At 50.1% G+C, this 17,456-nt stretch carries 13 protein-coding genes, 1 pseudogene and 1 CRISPR repeat array; of the genes and pseudogenes, 11 read left to right on the top strand and 3 right to left on the bottom strand.

The genetic code is table 11. The annotated features are described in order from the left end of the window. The first annotated feature begins 82 nt into the window (after window positions 1-82). Together J4645_RS11130 and J4645_RS11125 are read left to right on the top strand one after the other, a co-directional pair. Entirely contained in the window at window positions 83-439 is a 357-nt protein-coding gene (locus J4645_RS11130) for a type II toxin-antitoxin system ParD family antitoxin (protein WP_072102304.1), read from the top strand. After that, window positions 405-701: a type II toxin-antitoxin system RelE/ParE family toxin gene (locus J4645_RS11125; RefSeq protein WP_000633744.1), complete on the top strand. Its 297-nt coding sequence runs from the start codon at window positions 405-407 to the stop codon at window positions 699-701. Before J4645_RS11130 ends, J4645_RS11125 begins: the two co-directional genes overlap by 35 nt. 18 nt (window positions 702-719) lie before the next feature. Here the strand turns inward: J4645_RS11125 and J4645_RS22240 are convergent. After that, window positions 720-863: pseudogene (locus tag J4645_RS22240) on the bottom strand (fimbrial protein SteA); the annotation flags it as partial. Window positions 864-1,471: 608 nt separating this feature from the next. On the opposite strand from J4645_RS22240, the gene mazG reads away from it, so the two are divergent. The 5 genes from mazG to J4645_RS11100 all read left to right on the top strand — a co-directional run bounded on the left by mazG (window position 1,472) and on the right by J4645_RS11100 (window position 8,094). Continuing rightward, window positions 1,472-2,272: a nucleoside triphosphate pyrophosphohydrolase gene (gene mazG, locus J4645_RS11120; protein ID WP_000210451.1), complete on the top strand. Its 801-nt coding sequence runs from the start codon at window positions 1,472-1,474 to the stop codon at window positions 2,270-2,272. Window positions 2,273-2,499: 227 nt separating this feature from the next. Next, complete coding sequence (gene pyrG, locus J4645_RS11115) at window positions 2,500-4,137, top strand: CTP synthase (glutamine hydrolyzing) (RefSeq protein ID WP_000210864.1); 1,638 nt, start codon at window positions 2,500-2,502, stop codon at window positions 4,135-4,137. An 82-nt stretch (window positions 4,138-4,219) separates the two neighbouring features. Then, window positions 4,220-5,518 carry a phosphopyruvate hydratase gene (gene eno, locus J4645_RS11110; protein WP_000036734.1) on the top strand — a complete coding sequence of 433 codons (1,299 nt, stop codon included), beginning with the start codon at window positions 4,220-4,222 and terminating at the stop codon, window positions 5,516-5,518. 135 nt (window positions 5,519-5,653) lie between these two features. Next, window positions 5,654-6,325 (top strand): 7-carboxy-7-deazaguanine synthase QueE, encoded by a 672-nt coding sequence (gene queE, locus J4645_RS11105; protein WP_001199961.1) that lies wholly within the window; start codon window positions 5,654-5,656, stop codon window positions 6,323-6,325. 296 nt (window positions 6,326-6,621) lie between these two features. Further along, window positions 6,622-7,199: a CRISPR direct-repeat array (repeat unit 29 nt; unit sequence GTGTTCCCCGCGCCAGCGGGGATAAACCG). Between the two features lie 97 nt (window positions 7,200-7,296). After that, window positions 7,297-8,094 carry an MBL fold metallo-hydrolase gene (locus J4645_RS11100; RefSeq protein ID WP_023136475.1) on the top strand — a complete coding sequence of 266 codons (798 nt, stop codon included), beginning with the start codon at window positions 7,297-7,299 and terminating at the stop codon, window positions 8,092-8,094. An 89-nt stretch (window positions 8,095-8,183) separates the two neighbouring features. Here J4645_RS11100 and queD read toward each other — a convergent pair whose 3' ends face one another. Then, window positions 8,184-8,546, bottom strand: coding sequence for a 6-carboxytetrahydropterin synthase QueD (gene queD, locus J4645_RS11095; protein ID WP_000108313.1), 363 nt, complete (start codon window positions 8,544-8,546; stop codon window positions 8,184-8,186). Between the two features lie 435 nt (window positions 8,547-8,981). Here queD and cysJ point away from each other — a divergent pair, with 435 nt between their 5' ends. The 3 genes from cysJ to cysH all read left to right on the top strand — a co-directional run bounded on the left by cysJ (window position 8,982) and on the right by cysH (window position 13,303). Beyond that, complete coding sequence (gene cysJ / locus J4645_RS11090) at window positions 8,982-10,781, top strand: NADPH-dependent assimilatory sulfite reductase flavoprotein subunit (RefSeq protein ID WP_000210909.1); 1,800 nt, start codon at window positions 8,982-8,984, stop codon at window positions 10,779-10,781. Continuing rightward, window positions 10,781-12,493 (top strand): assimilatory sulfite reductase (NADPH) hemoprotein subunit, encoded by a 1,713-nt coding sequence (cysI, locus tag J4645_RS11085; RefSeq protein WP_023214386.1) that lies wholly within the window; start codon window positions 10,781-10,783, stop codon window positions 12,491-12,493. Before cysJ ends, cysI begins: the two co-directional genes overlap by 1 nt. A 75-nt stretch (window positions 12,494-12,568) precedes the next feature. Beyond that, a complete protein-coding gene (gene cysH, locus J4645_RS11080) occupies window positions 12,569-13,303 on the top strand; it encodes a phosphoadenosine phosphosulfate reductase (RefSeq protein ID WP_000080397.1) in 735 nt (244 codons plus the stop codon). Window positions 13,304-13,390: 87 nt separating this feature from the next. Here cysH and sopD read toward each other — a convergent pair whose 3' ends face one another. Continuing rightward, on the bottom strand, window positions 13,391-14,344 hold the full coding sequence (gene sopD / locus J4645_RS11075; RefSeq protein ID WP_001145535.1) for an SPI-1 type III secretion system effector SopD: 954 nt from the start codon (window positions 14,342-14,344) through the stop codon (window positions 13,391-13,393). A gap of 443 nt (window positions 14,345-14,787) precedes the next feature. On the opposite strand from sopD, the gene J4645_RS11070 reads away from it, so the two are divergent. Next, window positions 14,788-17,451, top strand: a complete 2,664-nt coding sequence (locus J4645_RS11070) for a CRISPR-associated helicase/endonuclease Cas3 (RefSeq protein WP_023214385.1) — start codon at window positions 14,788-14,790, stop codon at window positions 17,449-17,451. Window positions 17,452-17,456 lie beyond the last annotated feature (5 nt).

Here is a 17,456-nt window from a genome sequence, read left to right as displayed (position 1 = left end):
CCCAGACAGTAATAATGTAGCGGCTTTGCTACTCGTTCAGCAAAGCCGCATTAGCCAACCCCATAAGCATGAGACATGGGGTATGTTTTTGACGTACATTTCATTTCCGGTGTACTCTTATGTAAGATTTATACTTACAGTGGAGGCTGTTATGGCCAGAACAATGACCGTTGATCTTGGCGATGAACTGCGCGAGTTTATTGAATCGCTCATAGAATCAGGTGATTACAGAACACAAAGTGAAGTGATCAGAGAGTCTCTTCGTCTGCTGAGGGAAAAACAGGCCGAGTCACGACTTCAGGCGTTACGTGAACTTCTGGCTGAAGGTCTGAACAGCGGAGAGCCCCAGGCCTGGGAAAAGGATGCCTTTTTACGGAAGGTCAAAACAGGGATGATCAAACCCGATGATAACGGTAAAATTAACGCCAAAGGCCAGTGAAGATCTGGAAAATATCTGGCATTACGGCTGGCTGTATTTTGGCGAAATACAGGCCGATCGATATATTAATCATCTATCAGAAATATTCAGCATCATGAGTGCCAATAACATTGGCACGCCTCGACCTGAACTGGGTGAATACATTTATGCCTTACCGTTTGAAAGGCATATTATCTATTTTATACAATCAGTTACGGAAGTTATCGTGATACGTATTCTGAGCCAGAATCAGGATGCTGGTAAGCATGTAAATTGGTTATAGCCTTTTTATCTAAAAAACAAGTGTGATTGAGCAGGGGGAATCAACAATATTACCAAGGAAAGTGACCTTTGCTGTGTTGCTACCCGCGGCTTGAGCGCCGGAGACAATTCCCATAACTAAAGATGCAGTTACTGCCAGTTTACAAAAATGAGATGACTTCATCGTGTTATCCTTAATTAACGTATTTTATGGCAGCATTTTGTACGCGTATACCAAGGGATATGCGGCATAGAGCCATGCTGCGGGCTTTGGGTAAAAAATAGGTCATAATAAAAATATTATATTTCTACATTTTTATGAGTGTATTCTTAAGGGCTGAATGATCGTACAGGCTCATAAAATATTATATGTAATACTTTCAATATGTTTATTTCATGTATGTTCCAGAAAAAACAAAAAAGTGGTCTTTTTTGGATATTAAACTGGCGTGCATGCTACTAGTTTTTCCGTAAAAGTGAAATAATTTATTTTTTTGAAAGGGAAGGCTCTTTGGGGGGGGTACTTATAGCGTTTGCATAATTTTTTTTGCTTAATTGATGTTATTTATAATGCCTGGTGCAAATATCTGTTTTTTTTTAATAAGTTAGTTATATGATTATTATATTGTTGTGTATCGATTAATAATTTTAAAATTATACGGGAGAGGTAGCGTTCAACACCTGTTAACAATATATTTTATTATATAGGCGTTGCCGTAGTGTCCTCTGTGCGTGAATGGTTAAGAATAATACGTTACAATTGTCGCTAGTATTTACAACCGATTAAAAACCATGACAACTAACCATCAAATTGACCGTCTTCTCACCCTCATGCAGCGCCTGCGTGACCCGGAAAACGGCTGCCCGTGGGATAAAGAGCAGACCTTCGCCAGCATCGCGCCTTATACGCTGGAAGAAACATATGAAGTACTGGATGCTATTGCGCGTGAGGATTTTGACGATTTGCGCGGCGAACTGGGCGACCTGTTGTTCCAGGTGGTGTTTTACGCGCAGATGGCGCAGGAAGAAGGCCGCTTCGATTTTAATGATATCTGCGCTGCCATCAGCGACAAGCTGGAGCGCCGCCATCCGCATGTTTTTGGCGAGCTTTCCGCGGATAATAGCGAAGAAGCATTAGTTCGCTGGGAGCAAATCAAAACGGAAGAGCGCGCGCAAAAAGCGCAGCATTCCGCGCTGGACGATATTCCGCGCAGCTTACCGGCCTTAATGCGCGCGCAAAAAATCCAGAAACGGTGTTCAAACGTGGGCTTTGACTGGACGACGCTGGGACCGGTCGTCGATAAGGTCTATGAAGAGATCGATGAGGTGATGTTCGAGGCGCGGCAGGCGGTTGTTGATCAGGCTAAACTGGAAGAGGAAATGGGCGATTTGCTCTTTGCCACGGTCAACATGGCGCGTCATTTAGGTACGAAAGCGGAGCTCGCTTTGCAAAAAGCGAACGATAAATTTGAACGTCGTTTTCGCGAAGTTGAACGTATTGTCGCAGCCAGAGGCCTGGAAATGACCGGGGTGGACCTGGAAACAATGGAAGAAGTTTGGCAGGAAGTAAAACGCCAGGAAATTGATCTCTAAAGGTTTTAGGCGGTCAAGAGCGATTTGTGTGATTTTTTAAATAACAAGCGCTTGATTTACGTCAAAAACATTTACCTCAAAGGGGCTATTTTCTCCCTCCCTGTGTGAATGTCAGCCTGACGAAGAGGAGGAATAATGAAAGTTTGTGGCGTAGGTCATGTTCGGGTATACTGCTTTCCCGTCCTGGTTATTCCATCGTCTTTTAAACCTAACTTCTCAGGTTCCGCATGACAACGAACTATATTTTTGTGACCGGCGGGGTCGTATCCTCTCTGGGTAAAGGCATTGCCGCAGCCTCCCTCGCAGCCATTCTGGAAGCCCGTGGTCTCAACGTGACCATCATGAAACTGGATCCGTACATCAACGTTGATCCGGGTACTATGAGCCCAATCCAACACGGGGAAGTGTTCGTTACTGAAGACGGCGCTGAAACCGACCTGGACCTGGGGCACTACGAGCGTTTCATCCGCACCAAGATGTCTCGCCGCAACAACTTCACGACTGGCCGTATCTACTCCGACGTTCTGCGTAAAGAACGCCGTGGCGACTATCTGGGCGCAACCGTACAGGTAATCCCTCACATCACTAACGCGATTAAAGAGCGCGTGCTGGAAGGTGGCGAAGGCCACGATGTGGTACTGGTGGAAATCGGCGGTACCGTTGGTGATATCGAATCGCTGCCGTTTCTTGAGGCGATTCGTCAATTGGCGGTAGATATCGGTCGTGAACACGCGCTGTTTATGCACCTGACGCTGGTACCTTACCTGGCGGCTGCGGGCGAAGTGAAAACTAAACCGACTCAGCACTCCGTGAAAGAGCTGCTGTCTATCGGTATTCAGCCCGATATTCTGATTTGTCGTTCCGATCGAGCAGTTCCTGCCAACGAGCGTGCAAAAATTGCATTGTTCTGTAATGTGCCGGAAAAAGCCGTTATTTCAATGAAAGATGTCGATTCCATTTATAAAATTCCAGGCCTGTTGAAATCTCAGGGGCTTGATGATTATATTTGTAAACGATTCAGCTTGAACTGTCCGGAAGCTAACCTGTCTGAATGGGAACAGGTCATTTACGAAGAAGCGAACCCGGCAGGCGAAGTGACTATCGGCATGGTCGGCAAATATATTGAACTGCCGGATGCCTATAAGTCGGTGATCGAAGCGCTGAAACACGGTGGTCTGAAAAACCGCGTTACCGTCAACATCAAATTGATCGATTCGCAAGATGTTGAAACGCGCGGCGTCGAAATTCTGAAAGATTTGGACGCTATCCTGATCCCCGGCGGCTTCGGCTATCGTGGCGTTGAAGGTAAAATCGCCACTGCGCGCTATGCGCGTGAAAACAATATTCCTTATCTGGGCATTTGCCTGGGGATGCAGGTTGCGTTGATTGAGTTCGCTCGTAACGTGGCCGGCATGGACAACGCCAACTCAACGGAATTTGTGCCAGACTGTAAGTACCCGGTTGTGGCGTTAATTACCGAGTGGCGCGATGAAGACGGTAACGTTGAAGTCCGTAGCGAGAAGAGCGATTTGGGTGGCACCATGCGCCTGGGCGCGCAGCAGTGCCAGCTTAGCGATGACAGTCTGGTACGTCAGTTGTACGGCGCGTCGACGATTGTTGAACGTCATCGCCATCGTTACGAAGTCAACAATATGTTGTTGAAACAAATTGAAGCAGCGGGTCTGCGTGTCGCAGGCCGTTCCGGTGATGATCAGTTAGTCGAGATCATTGAGGTACCGAATCATCCGTGGTTCGTGGCCTGTCAGTTCCATCCGGAATTTACTTCCACGCCGCGTGATGGACATCCGTTGTTCGCCGGCTTTGTTAAAGCCGCCAGCGAGCATCAGAAACGTCAGGCGAAGTAAAAAAGTTAGAACAGCGGTGCACCCTAAGCGGTGCACCGTTTGTCTGAAGTTTTAGTTTAACTAGTGACTTGAGGAAAACCTAATGTCCAAAATCGTTAAAGTCATCGGTCGTGAAATCATCGACTCCCGTGGTAACCCGACTGTTGAAGCTGAAGTACACCTGGAAGGTGGTTTCGTAGGTATGGCGGCGGCTCCGTCAGGTGCTTCTACTGGTTCCCGCGAAGCGCTGGAGCTGCGCGATGGCGACAAATCCCGTTTCCTGGGTAAAGGCGTAACCAAAGCTGTTGGCGCGGTTAACGGCCCGATCGCTCAGGCTATTCTTGGCAAAGACGCTAAAGACCAGGCTGGCATCGACAAAATCATGATCGACCTGGACGGTACTGAAAACAAATCTAACTTCGGTGCAAACGCCATTCTGGCTGTCTCTCTGGCTAACGCCAAAGCTGCTGCTGCCGCTAAAGGTATGCCGCTGTACGAGCACATTGCTGAACTGAACGGCACTCCGGGCAAATACTCCATGCCGGTTCCGATGATGAACATCATCAACGGCGGCGAGCACGCTGACAACAACGTCGACATCCAGGAATTCATGATCCAGCCGGTTGGCGCGAAAACGGTTAAAGAAGCCATCCGTATGGGTTCTGAAGTTTTCCATCACCTGGCAAAAGTGCTGAAAGGCAAAGGCATGAACACCGCTGTGGGTGACGAAGGCGGCTATGCGCCGAACCTGGGCTCCAACGCGGAAGCACTGGCTGTTATCGCTGAAGCGGTTAAAGCGGCTGGTTACGAGCTGGGTAAAGACATCACCCTGGCGATGGACTGCGCAGCATCTGAATTCTACAAAGACGGTAAATACGTTCTGGCTGGCGAAGGCAACAAAGCGTTCACCTCCGAAGAATTCACCCACTTCCTGGAAGAACTGACCAAACAGTACCCGATCGTTTCCATCGAAGATGGTCTGGACGAGTCTGACTGGGACGGTTTTGCATACCAGACCAAAGTACTGGGCGACAAAATCCAGCTGGTTGGTGACGACCTGTTCGTAACCAACACCAAAATCCTGAAAGAAGGCATCGAGAAAGGCATCGCTAACTCCATCCTGATCAAATTCAACCAGATCGGTTCTCTGACCGAAACTCTGGCTGCAATCAAGATGGCGAAAGACGCTGGCTACACTGCTGTCATCTCTCACCGTTCTGGTGAAACTGAAGACGCTACCATCGCTGATCTGGCTGTTGGTACCGCTGCAGGCCAGATCAAAACCGGTTCTATGAGCCGTTCTGACCGCGTTGCTAAATACAACCAGCTGATTCGTATCGAAGAAGCGCTGGGCGAAAAAGCACCGTACAACGGTCGTAAAGAGATCAAAGGCCAGGCGTAATCCTGCTTTTACCTCTTAACGTATAAACCCGCTTCGGCGGGTTTTTTTGTATCTGTTCAATAGCGCAGCCGCTGTGCATGACCGGGCAGACGAAATCTGCAATAATTAACGATTATCCCCTTAACAGAGAACGCTATGCAGTACCCGATTAACGAGATGTTCCAGACCCTACAAGGCGAGGGTTATTTTACCGGCGTCCCCGCTATTTTTATTCGTTTACAGGGATGTCCGGTCGGCTGTGCCTGGTGTGATACTAAGCATACCTGGGATAAACTGAGCGATCGGGAAGTGTCTCTGTTCAGCATTCTGGCAAAAACCAAAGAGAGCGACAAATGGGGTGCTGCGAGCAGTGAAGATCTGCTGGCGGTGATTAATCGTCAGGGCTATACCGCACGTCACGTTGTCATCACCGGTGGCGAACCCTGTATTCACGACCTCATGCCGCTCACCGATCTGCTTGAAAAGAGTGGTTTTAGTTGTCAGATTGAAACCAGCGGGACGCACGAAGTGCGCTGTACGCCTAACACCTGGGTAACGGTTTCACCAAAAGTGAATATGCGCGGAGGATATGACGTGCTTTCCCAGGCGCTGGAGCGCGCCAATGAAATCAAGCATCCCGTTGGGCGTGTTCGTGATATTGAGGCGCTGGATGAACTGTTAGCCACGCTGAGCGATGATAAACCGCGCGTGATTGCTTTGCAGCCCATTAGCCAGAAAGAAGACGCGACGCGTCTGTGTATTGAAACTTGTATTGCACGTAACTGGCGTTTGTCGATGCAAACACATAAATATTTAAATATCGCCTGATGCATTACTAATCCTACGGACGGCCTGCCGATGCCGTCTGTGACTCATCCATTACCTTGCATTGTTTATTTTCTCTATGTGAATTTCGATGAGTGTATAAAAGCACTGATAAATTTTTCCATAGCGATGCACGGATCACGCTATTTTGGTAAATTTAAAGAAAAAATCATTCTATGAACTTTTTTGCATCAAAATCAGCAAATTAGCTGTTCTTTAATAATTTAAATTGTTGCGATTATGTTGGTGGAATGTGGTGCTGATAAAAAGTATTTTATAAACAATGATATACGTTTAGTGTGTTCCCCGCGCCAGCGGGGATAAACCGATTATGGACGACAGCTATATGAAAACGCATTGGTGTTCCCCGCGCCAGCGGGGATAAACCGGCAATTAATAACAGAAAATAAATAGCGAGGAAGTGTTCCCCGCGCCAGCGGGGATAAACCGGCGAGATTAAAGCTGGCTAACTATTTGTGAGAGTGTTCCCCGCGCCAGCGGGGATAAACCGTGCGCAGATTCCGAACCGCTTACGATGAAGTGGTGTTCCCCGCGCCAGCGGGGATAAACCGTTTGCCTGGGCTGGTTCGCCGAAAACGGCGCGGTGTTCCCCGCGCCAGCGGGGATAAACCGGCTGCTCTCTCACGGGGGTGGCCTTTTTTATTGTGTTCCCCGCGCCAGCGGGGATAAACCGCGAGCCCAAATAAGCCGCCAGGCGTCGCGAGAGTGTTCCCCGCGCCAGCGGGGATAAACCGCCGGTGCTAAGTGGGTGCGTCTGCGTGATTTTGTGTTCCCCGCGCCAGCGGGGATAAACCGCCATACCATTTCCACTGGCGCAACGATTTTTGGTGTTCCCCGCGCCAACAAGGATAGCCGTTGCATAATCATAATCTGTGTACCAGTAATGGCTGGTACAAACCTGTAAAGTAAAAAGGCCGCGTTTTTCCGGGGAGGCTTTTATACAGGAGAAGGCCATGGCGTTAAGGATCAGGGTATTGCTCGAAAATCATAAGGGAGCTGGAGCGGATAAATCGTTGAAGGCCCGACCAGGATTAAGCCTGTTGGTCGAGGATGAGTCTACGTCTATCTTGTTCGATACCGGCCCTGATGGCAGTTTTATGCAAAACGCGTTGGCGATGGGGATCGACCTGTCCGATGTGTCTGCTGTGGTGCTTTCGCATGGTCATTACGATCATTGCGGCGGCGTGCCATGGCTTCCTGATAACAGTCGAATCATCTGCCATCCCGATATTGCGCGCGAACGTTATGCGGCAATGACTTTTCTCGGTATTACCCGGAAAATAAAAAAATTGTCGTGTGAGGTGGACTATTCACGCTACCGAATGATGTACACGCGTGACCCTCTGCCGATTGGCGAAAACTTTATCTGGTCAGGGGAAATACCGGTGGTCGCGCCTGAAGCCTACGGCATTTTTGGCGGCCACGATGCGGAGCCGGACTCTATTTTGGATGAGGGCGTACTGATTTACCAGTCGGCAAAAGGATTAGTCATCATTACGGGATGCGGGCATAGGGGGATCGCAAATATTGTTCGGCACTGTCAGAACATTACCGGTATAAAGCAGATTTATGCGCTTATCGGCGGATTTCATCTCCGCTGCGCATCACCGTTCACGCTGTGGCGAGTCAGGCGCTTTCTGCAAGAACAAAAACCTGAAAAACTATGTGGTTGTCACTGTACAGGGGCCTGGGGGCGGTTGTGGCTACCGGAAATAACCGCACCTGCAACCGGTGATGTGCTGCGCTTTTAACACCGCGCGCTGGACAATGTTTTCACTGATGAAACGTCGTGTGGATGGGCTGGAATCAATCTGCCATCCAGCCCACGCGTTAATAAACCTTATTCGCCGCGATAGACGCAGCCGGCTGTACAGGTCTCTTTCACCATCACGGCGCTCAGTAGCGGCACGACAGGTTTAACCTGATCCCAAATCCATTTTGCCAGCACTTCGCTGGTGGGATTGGACAGCCCTGGAATATCATTCAGATAGTAGTGATCAAGACGATCGTAAGTAGGTTTAAACGCCGCTTTGAGATCCGCGAAATCCATAATCCAACCGGTATGCGGATCGACTTCACCGGTAATTTCGAGACGCACCATAAACGAGTGTCCGTGCAGGCGGCCGCACTTATGCCCTTCAGGCACGTGAGGCAGGCGGTGAGCGGCTTCAAAGGTGAAATCTTTATACAACGTGGTGGACATGATGAACTCTCAGGCAATAAAAAAACCGCCGTAGGGTACCGGAAAGCGCATTTTTTATCATTAACTAAAACCATTCTCCGCCTTGTGACGGGCAATTAATTTAAGAATTTCCAGAAAATTCAATAATTATCAATCAATTATGAAATCGATTTTGGCGTTAATAACGATAACTAAAACAGGTTAGTTCATTTGGTTATTTGTTATTTCCAACCCTTCTTTAATTGTTATTCCTCTCACCGTTAACCTTATCCTCAGTTTGGGATTTATCGCTTATACACTTCATCCTTCAAGCCGCATCTGTGTTGACTGCGTTTACTCACCCCAGTCACGTATTTATGTACGCTCCTGGGGCGCGCTCAGCTTACAGTCTGGGCTACAGCGAACTTGAATGCTTTTGTGTATAGATCCGCTTTGCTTACTGGAACATAACGACGCATGACGACACCGGCTCCACTGACTGGGTTGCTTCCGCTTAATCCGGAGCAACTGGCGCGCCTTCAGGCCGCGACAACCGACCTTACTCCCGAACAGCTTGCCTGGGTCTCCGGCTATTTTTGGGGCGTACTGAACCCGCGCTCAGGCGCTGTTGCCGTCACGCCTGCTCCTGAGGGGAAGATGCCGGGGGTTACGCTTATCTCCGCTTCGCAAACCGGCAATGCGCGTCGTGTGGCGGAAGCGCTGCGTGATGATCTGCTGGCGGCCAACCTTAATGTGACACTGGTGAACGCCGGCGACTACAAATTCAAACAGATTGCCAGTGAAAAACTGTTGGTGATAGTGACGTCCACCCAGGGAGAAGGCGAGCCGCCGGAAGAGGCTGTCGCGCTGCATAAATTCCTGTTCTCCAAAAAAGCGCCGAAACTGGAAAACACCGCTTTTGCCGTGTTTAGCCTCGGCGACACCTCTTATGAATTTTTCTGCCAGTCCGGAAAAGATTTCGACAGCAAACTGGCGGAACTGGGCGGTGAACGTCTGCTCGACCGTGTCGATGCTGACGTTGAATATCAGGCAGCTGCCAGCGAATGGCGCGCCCGCGTGGTTGATGTTCTGAAGTCCCGCGCACCTGTCGCGGCACCTTCGCAATCCGTCGCTACTGGCGCGGTAAACGACATCCACACCAGCCCCTATACCAAAGACGCGCCGCTGACCGCGACCCTCTCTGTGAATCAGAAAATCACCGGTCGCAACTCGGAAAAAGATGTGCGTCATATTGAGATTGATTTAGGCGACTCCGGTCTGCGTTACCAGCCGGGCGATGCGCTGGGCGTCTGGTATCAGAACGATCCGGCTCTGGTGAAGGAGCTGGTTGAGTTGCTGTGGCTGAAGGGCGATGAGCCAGTGACGGTTGATGGTAAAACCCTGCCGCTCGCCGAAGCGCTGGAGTGGCACTTCGAGCTGACGGTGAATACCGCCAACATTGTTGAGAACTACGCGACCCTGACGCGCAGTGAGTCGCTGTTGCCATTAGTGGGCGACAAAGCGCAGCTCCAGCACTACGCCGCGACCACGCCCATTGTTGATATGGTGCGTTTCTCTCCGGCGCAGCTCGACGCTGAAGCATTAATCGGCCTGCTGCGTCCGCTGACGCCGCGTCTGTACTCCATCGCCTCCGCGCAGGCGGAAGTCGAAAGCGAAGTACACGTAACCGTCGGCGTCGTGCGCTACGATATTGAAGGCCGCGCCCGCGCGGGTGGTGCTTCCAGCTTCCTCGCCGACCGCGTGGAAGAAGAGGGCGAAGTGCGCGTGTTTATTGAACACAACGATAATTTCCGCCTGCCAGCTAACCCGGAAACGCCGGTGATTATGATTGGCCCAGGTACGGGTATCGCGCCGTTCCGCGCCTTTATGCAGCAACGCGCCGCCGACGGTGCGGAAGGCAAGAACTGGCTGTTCTTCGGTAACCCGCACTTCACCGAAGACTTCCTTTATCAGGTTGAATGGCAGCGTTACGTGAAAGAAGGCGTGCTGAACCGGATCGATCTGGCCTGGTCCCGCGATCAAAAAGAAAAAATCTACGTACAAGACAAACTGCGCGAACAGGGCGCGGAGCTGTGGCGCTGGATCAATGACGGTGCCCACATTTATGTCTGCGGCGACGCCAGGCGTATGGCCGCAGATGTCGAAAAAGCATTGCTGGAAGTGATTGCTGAATTCGGTGCAATGGACATCGAAGCGGCGGATGAATTTTTAAGTGAGCTGCGCGTCGAGCGCCGTTATCAGCGAGATGTCTACTAATGAGCGAAAAACATCCAGGCCCACTGGTGGTCGAAGGTAAACTGTCCGATGCCGAGCGCATGAAGCTGGAAAGCAACTACCTGCGCGGTACCATTGCGGAAGATCTGAACGACGGTCTCACCGGCGGTTTTAAAGGCGACAACTTCCTGCTAATACGCTTTCATGGCATGTATCAGCAGGATGACCGCGATATTCGCGCCGAGCGTGCGGCGCAGAAGCTGGAGCCGCGCCACGCGATGCTGCTGCGCTGCCGCCTGCCGGGCGGGGGGATTACTACGACGCAATGGCAGGCGATCGATAAATTCGCGGCGGATAACACGATTTATGGCAGTATCCGTCTGACCAACCGCCAGACCTTCCAGTTCCACGGCATTCTGAAGAAGAACGTTAAGCCGGTGCACCAGATGCTGCACTCGGTGGGGCTGGATGCGCTGGCAACCGCCAACGACATGAACCGTAACGTGCTGTGTACCTCTAACCCGTACGAGTCTCAGCTGCATGCTGAAGCCTACGAGTGGGCGAAGAAGATCTCCGAACATCTGCTGCCGCGTACTCGCGCCTATGCGGAGATCTGGCTCGATCAGGAGAAGGTGGCGACCACCGATGAAGAGCCGATCCTCGGTCAGACCTATCTGCCGCGTAAGTTCAAAACCACGGTAGTGATCCCGCCGCAAAACGATATCGATCTGCACGCCAACGACATGAACTTTGTGGCGATTGCCGAGAACGGCAAGCTGGTCGGCTTTAACCTGCTGGTGGGCGGCGGTCTGTCTATTGAGCATGGTAATAAGAAAACGTATGCCCGTACCGCGAGCGAGTTTGGCTTCCTGCCGCTGGAGCACACCCTGGCGGTGGCCGAAGCGGTAGTGACTACGCAGCGCGACTGGGGCAACCGTACCGACAGGAAAAACGCCAAAACCAAATACACCCTTGAGCGCGTGGGACTGGAGACGTTTAAAGCGGAAGTCGAGCGTCGCGCGGGGATCACATTTGAACCCATTCGTCCGTATGAATTTACCGGTCGCGGCGATCGTATCGGTTGGGTGAAAGGGATCGACAACAACTGGCACCTGACGCTGTTTATTGAAAATGGTCGTATCCTGGATTATCCGGGGCGTCCGCTGAAAACCGGCCTGCTGGAGATCGCGAAGATTCATCAGGGCGAGTTCCGTATTACCGCTAACCAGAACCTGATTATTGCCAGCGTGCCGGAAAGCCAGAAAGCGAAGATCGAGACGCTGGCACGCGACCACGGGTTGATGAATGCCGTGAGCGCGCAGCGTGAAAACTCAATGGCCTGTGTATCGTTCCCGACCTGCCCGCTGGCAATGGCGGAAGCCGAGCGTTTCCTGCCGTCGTTCACGGACAAAGTGGAAGCGATTCTGGAAAAACACGGCATTCCTGATGAGCATATCGTGATGCGCGTGACCGGTTGCCCGAACGGCTGTGGCCGCGCGATGCTGGCGGAAATTGGCTTAGTAGGGAAAGCGCCGGGTCGCTACAACCTGCATCTTGGCGGCAACCGTATTGGGACACGTATCCCACGGATGTATAAAGAAAACATCACCGAGTCGGATATTCTGGCCTCGCTGGATGAACTGGTTGGGCGCTGGGCGAAAGAGCGCGAAGCGGGTGAAGGCTTCGGCGACTTTACGGTGCGTGCGGGCATCATTCGCCCGGTGCTCGATCCCGCGCGTGATTTCTGGGAATAACCTGAATTGCCGGATGGCGTCTGTGTAGGCCTGATAAGCACAGCGCCATCAGGCAAGGCAAACAGTGAGGAACTTATGTCCCAACTCGATCTCAACGCATTGAATGAACTGCCAAAAGTCGATCGCGTACTGGCGTTGGCGGAAACCAACGCCCAACTGGAAACGCTAACTGCCGAAGAACGCGTGGTCTGGGCGCTGGAAAATCTGCCCGGCGAATACGTGCTCTCCTCAAGCTTTGGCATCCAGGCGGCGGTGAGCCTGCACCTGGTGAACCAGATTCGCCCGGATATCCCGGTGATCCTCACCGATACCGGCTATTTGTTCCCGGAAACCTATCAGTTTATTGATGAGTTAACGGACAAACTTAAACTCAACCTGAAAGTTTACCGCGCGGGCGAAAGTCCGGCCTGGCAGGAAGCGCGCTACGGCAAACTGTGGGAGCAGGGCGTTGAGGGCATTGAGAAATACAATGACATCAACAAAGTCGAGCCGATGAACCGGGCGCTCAAAGAGTTAAACGCGCAGACCTGGTTTGCCGGTCTGCGTCGCGAGCAGTCCGGTAGCCGCGCGCATTTACCCGTTCTCGCTATCCAGCGCGGCGTGTTTAAAGTGCTACCGATTATCGACTGGGATAACCGCACGGTTTACCAGTATCTGCAAAAGCATGGTCTGAAATACCATCCGCTGTGGGATCAGGGCTATCTGTCGGTGGGCGATACACATACTACCCGCAAGTGGGAGCCGGGCATGGCGGAAGAAGAGACACGCTTCTTCGGACTGAAACGTGAGTGCGGGCTGCATGAAGGGTAATTGTCCTTACGCGGTATGATTATACTTGCTGCTATGAAAAATCCGGCAGGCAGCCGGATTTTAAATTGGTTATATTACTGACTATCTTTATGTCAGTAATATATTGCGACTGCACCCATCTTTACCAATGTGCAAAGAACGTTCATGGGTTAGATATAGTTTTTCAAGAATTACATCAATAAACATTTTTTTTGCATGATAGTCGTTATAATCCTGATTAAGTTTTTTTAAAAAACCAGAATTTGTTGGTTTAAACTCTGCAAACGGTGAATAGCTGTGTAGTAAATAGGAGATGCACGGATGCATCATGCTAAAAGCGACTTCACCTTGTACCTCCTGATAACCTATTTTGCAAAACTGAGTCGTAGGCTCAAAGTTACCGGCATTAATACAGGCCAGCATCGATTTTTCATCTGCAGTAAGTAAGTCCTGCCATTCGACAAGTGGGTGGTCTGGAGCCTCTGCTGGACGCATCATCTCATAAACCGCCGTTTTGATTTGTGCATTGCCCGTCACTTCTTTTCGTAGAGTAGAAATCGACTCCTGAAGTAATTCTGGGTGCCAGGTCATCTTCGCACCAATTACCTCGCATATTTGTAAAAATAACTGTCTCTCCTCCCTACTCATAGATTCTATCACTGCATCATCTGATATATTGAGGATGTCCTTAATATTGCTTTGGCTGATCACCGTGTCGCCGACCATAAGTAAAAATTGTGTCTGAGAGGCATCCAACTTGATAGTAAACAGATCCTGATGAGCCGGGCAGGCCAGATGTTGTAGCCGTTTAAAGGCGTAAATTTTATTTATATCCTCTACGTTAACTTCCATCTCTCCAGGTTCACCACGGCCCTGACCGTGAATGATGGAGTGTAACACTTCCAGCGCATGGTCCTTTTTTTCCGCTCTAAAATGATCCTGGACTTTATCCCAGCCCCCCATATGGATTGCTTTTTCTTTATCTGCGCTTAACAGATGAGCAAGCCGACTTTCATTAAGCGTATAATTTTGATGATTACCGAAGCTTAAAGTGACTGGCATAATATCTTCCTTCAAATTTATATTATTCAATATCCGGAGTAAAATATATCGTTCAACTCCCTCTTTTTTATTAAACAGACAAGGTTTACTACAGGAGAGAATTTGAACGACATTATTAATACAGCACATTTATGGTTGGTAATCCTTTGTGGTGACGATAATTCAGACAAAAGGTAGATGATTCGCCGCAAATGGTCGTTTTTTTAAATTTTGCCTCATGCAGGGGGCATTGGACGAAGCCTCTTTGATCGCCTCTTCCAGAAGAAAAGGGCGGAAAAATTTATAATAATTATTCGTGAAATAAATATTTCCGAAGAATATATAAACTTGAGTGAGTATATTTAAATATAATCTCATGGTATGCGATTTTTGTGAGGTATATCAACAAAAAAGACCATTAAAAAGGCGTAGAGTGCTTTTATTATCCACATGCTGGAGTTTACGTGTCGATATATCACTATTGGGGAAAGTCTCGACGAGGAGAAATTGACGGCGGTGATGATTACCATTTGCTTTGCTGGCATTCTTTAGATGTTGCGGCTGTGGGTTACTGGATGGTGATAAATAATATTTATTTTATTGACCACTATCTAAAAAAATTAGGCATCCAGGATAAGGAGCAGGCGGCGCAATTTTTTGCCTGGATTTTATGTTGGCATGATATTGGAAAGTTTGCTCATTCCTTCCAGCAGCTATACCGTCATGAGGCTTTAAATGTTTTTAATGAGCCTACACGGCATTATGAAAAAATCGCGCATACCACGCTGGGATACGTGTTGTGGAACTCCTGGCTAAGTGAATGCCCTGAATTGTTTCCTCCTTCTTCGCTTTCAGTTCGTAAAAGTAAGCGCGTTATGGCGCTTTGGATGCCAGTTACTACAGGTCATCATGGACGCCCTCCAGAGGCAATCCAGGAGCTGGACCATTTTCGCCAGCAGGATAAAGATGCTGCAAGAGATTTTCTTCTGAGAATAAAAGCGCTCTTTCCTTTAATTACTTTGCCTGAAGCCTGGGATGAAGATGAGGGTATCGACCAATTTCAGCAACTTTCCTGGTTTATTTCCGCTGCGGTTGTACTGGCTGACTGGACTGGTTCCGCCAGCCGTTATTTTCCGCGTACTGCGGAAAAAATGCCTGTTGATACCTACTGGCAGCAAGCTCTCGCTAAAGCACAAACTGCCATCACGCTATTTCCCTCAGCGGCGAATGTGTCTGCCTTTACGGGCATAGAAACGCTTTTCCCTTTTATTCAGCATCCCACACCGTTACAACAAAAGGCGCTTGAGCTGGATATCAACGTGGATGGCGCCCAACTCTTTATTCTTGAAGATGTCACCGGGGCCGGAAAAACAGAGGCGGCGCTCATATTAGCTCATCGACTGATGGCGGCAGGTAAAGCGCAGGGACTCTATTTTGGACTGCCGACAATGGCGACAGCCAACGCGATGTTTGAACGTATGGCGAACACCTGGCTGGCGCTGTATCAGCCGGACTCCCGTCCCAGCCTGATTCTGGCGCATAGCGCGCGTCGCTTAATGGATCGTTTCAATCAGTCAATATGGTCGGTCACTCTTTCTGGTACGGAAGAACCCGATGAAGCGCAGCCTTATAGTCAGGGATGCTCCGCCTGGTTTGCCGACAGCAATAAAAAAGCGTTGTTGGCGGAGGTTGGCGTAGGCACGTTGGATCAGGCGATGATGGCGGTAATGCCATTTAAACATAACAACCTGCGGTTATTGGGTCTTAGCAACAAGATTTTACTGGCTGATGAGATCCATGCCTGTGATGCATGGATGTCCCGAATACTTGAAGGTTTGATCGAACGGCAGGCCAGTAATGGCAACGCCACTATTCTCTTATCCGCGACGCTATCGCAGCAGCAGCGAGATAAGCTGGTGGCGGCATTTTCCCGTGGGGTGAGGCGTAGTGTGCAGGCGCCGTTGCTAGGCCATGACGATTATCCCTGGCTGACTCAGGTCACACAAACAGAGCTGATTTCTCAGCGGGTTGATACACGCAAAGAGGTTGAGCGCAGCGTAGATATTGGCTGGCTACATAGTGAAGAGGCGTGTCTTGAACGTATAGGTGAAGCAGTGGAAAAAGGAAACTGTATCGCCTGGATACGTAACTCCGTTGATGATGCGATTCGTATCTATCGCCAGCTTCAACTGAGTAAGGTCGTCGCCACGGAAAACCTTTTACTCTTCCATAGTCGCTTTGCTTTTCACGATCGTCAGCGGATTGAGTCACAGACGCTGAATCTCTTTGGCAAACAGAGCGCTGCGCAACGTGCCGGTAAGGTCATTATCGCCACGCAGGTAATCGAACAAAGTCTGGATATTGACTGCGATGAGATGATCTCTGATTTAGCGCCGGTGGATTTATTAATTCAGCGGGCCGGTCGACTACAGCGTCATATTCGCGATCGTAACGGTCTGGTGAAAAAGAGTGGGCAGGATGAGCGAGAGACGCCAGTGCTGCGCATTCTTGCTCCGGAGTGGGATGACGCGCCGCGAGAGAACTGGTTATCCAGCGCCATGCGTAACAGCGCCTATGTCTATCCCGATCATGGGCGCATGTGGCTGACGCAGCGCATATTACGTGAGCAGGGGACGATTCGGATGCCGCAATCTGCCCGATTGTTGATTGAGTCGGTCTACGGCGAGGACGTCAACATGCCGGTTGGATTTGCAAAAACCGAGCAATTGCAGAAAGGCAAATTTTATTGCGACCGGGCATTTGCCAGACAGATGCTGCTTAACTTTGCGCCGGGCTATTGTGCTGAAATTAGCGATTCTCTACCGGAGAAAATGTCAACGCGGTTGGCGGAAGAGTCTGTCACGCTGTGGCTGGCGAAAATCGTGGATGGCGTCGTAACCCCTTATGCCAGCGGTGAACACGCCTGGGAGATGAGCGTGCTGCGGGTACGTCAGAGCTGGTGGGATAAACATAAAGACGAGTTTGAAAAATTAGACGGCGACCCCTTGCGTAAGTGGTGTGCGCAACAGCATCAGGATAAGGATTTTGCCACGGTGATTGTGGTGACGGACTTTGCCGCTTGTGGTTATTCGGCGAATGAGGGATTGATTGGCATGATGGGGGAATAGCGAAT

The organism is Salmonella sp. 32082101201600294FB01SM01, assembly GCF_017572865.1.
GTDB classification, from domain to species: domain Bacteria; phylum Pseudomonadota; class Gammaproteobacteria; order Enterobacterales; family Enterobacteriaceae; genus Salmonella; species Salmonella enterica.
This window is presented reverse-complemented; position numbering and strand designations above follow the sequence as displayed.

Bases quoted from the DNA above. Each gene is read 5' to 3' on its own strand.
- J4645_RS11130 (WP_072102304.1), top strand. From the start codon at position 83: ATGTTTTTGACGTACATTTCATTTCCGGTGTACTCTTATGTAAGATTT.
- J4645_RS11125 (WP_000633744.1), top strand. From the start codon at position 405: ATGATAACGGTAAAATTAACGCCAAAGGCCAGTGAAGATCTGGAAAAT.
- mazG (WP_000210451.1), top strand. From the start codon at position 1,472: ATGACAACTAACCATCAAATTGACCGTCTTCTCACCCTCATGCAGCGC.
- pyrG (WP_000210864.1), top strand. From the start codon at position 2,500: ATGACAACGAACTATATTTTTGTGACCGGCGGGGTCGTATCCTCTCTG.
- eno (WP_000036734.1), top strand. From the start codon at position 4,220: ATGTCCAAAATCGTTAAAGTCATCGGTCGTGAAATCATCGACTCCCGT.
- queE (WP_001199961.1), top strand. From the start codon at position 5,654: ATGCAGTACCCGATTAACGAGATGTTCCAGACCCTACAAGGCGAGGGT.
- J4645_RS11100 (WP_023136475.1), top strand. From the start codon at position 7,297: ATGGCGTTAAGGATCAGGGTATTGCTCGAAAATCATAAGGGAGCTGGA.
- queD (WP_000108313.1), bottom strand. From the start codon at position 8,546: ATGTCCACCACGTTGTATAAAGATTTCACCTTTGAAGCCGCTCACCGC.
- cysJ (WP_000210909.1), top strand. From the start codon at position 8,982: ATGACGACACCGGCTCCACTGACTGGGTTGCTTCCGCTTAATCCGGAG.
- cysI (WP_023214386.1), top strand. From the start codon at position 10,781: ATGAGCGAAAAACATCCAGGCCCACTGGTGGTCGAAGGTAAACTGTCC.
- cysH (WP_000080397.1), top strand. From the start codon at position 12,569: ATGTCCCAACTCGATCTCAACGCATTGAATGAACTGCCAAAAGTCGAT.
- sopD (WP_001145535.1), bottom strand. From the start codon at position 14,344: ATGCCAGTCACTTTAAGCTTCGGTAATCATCAAAATTATACGCTTAAT.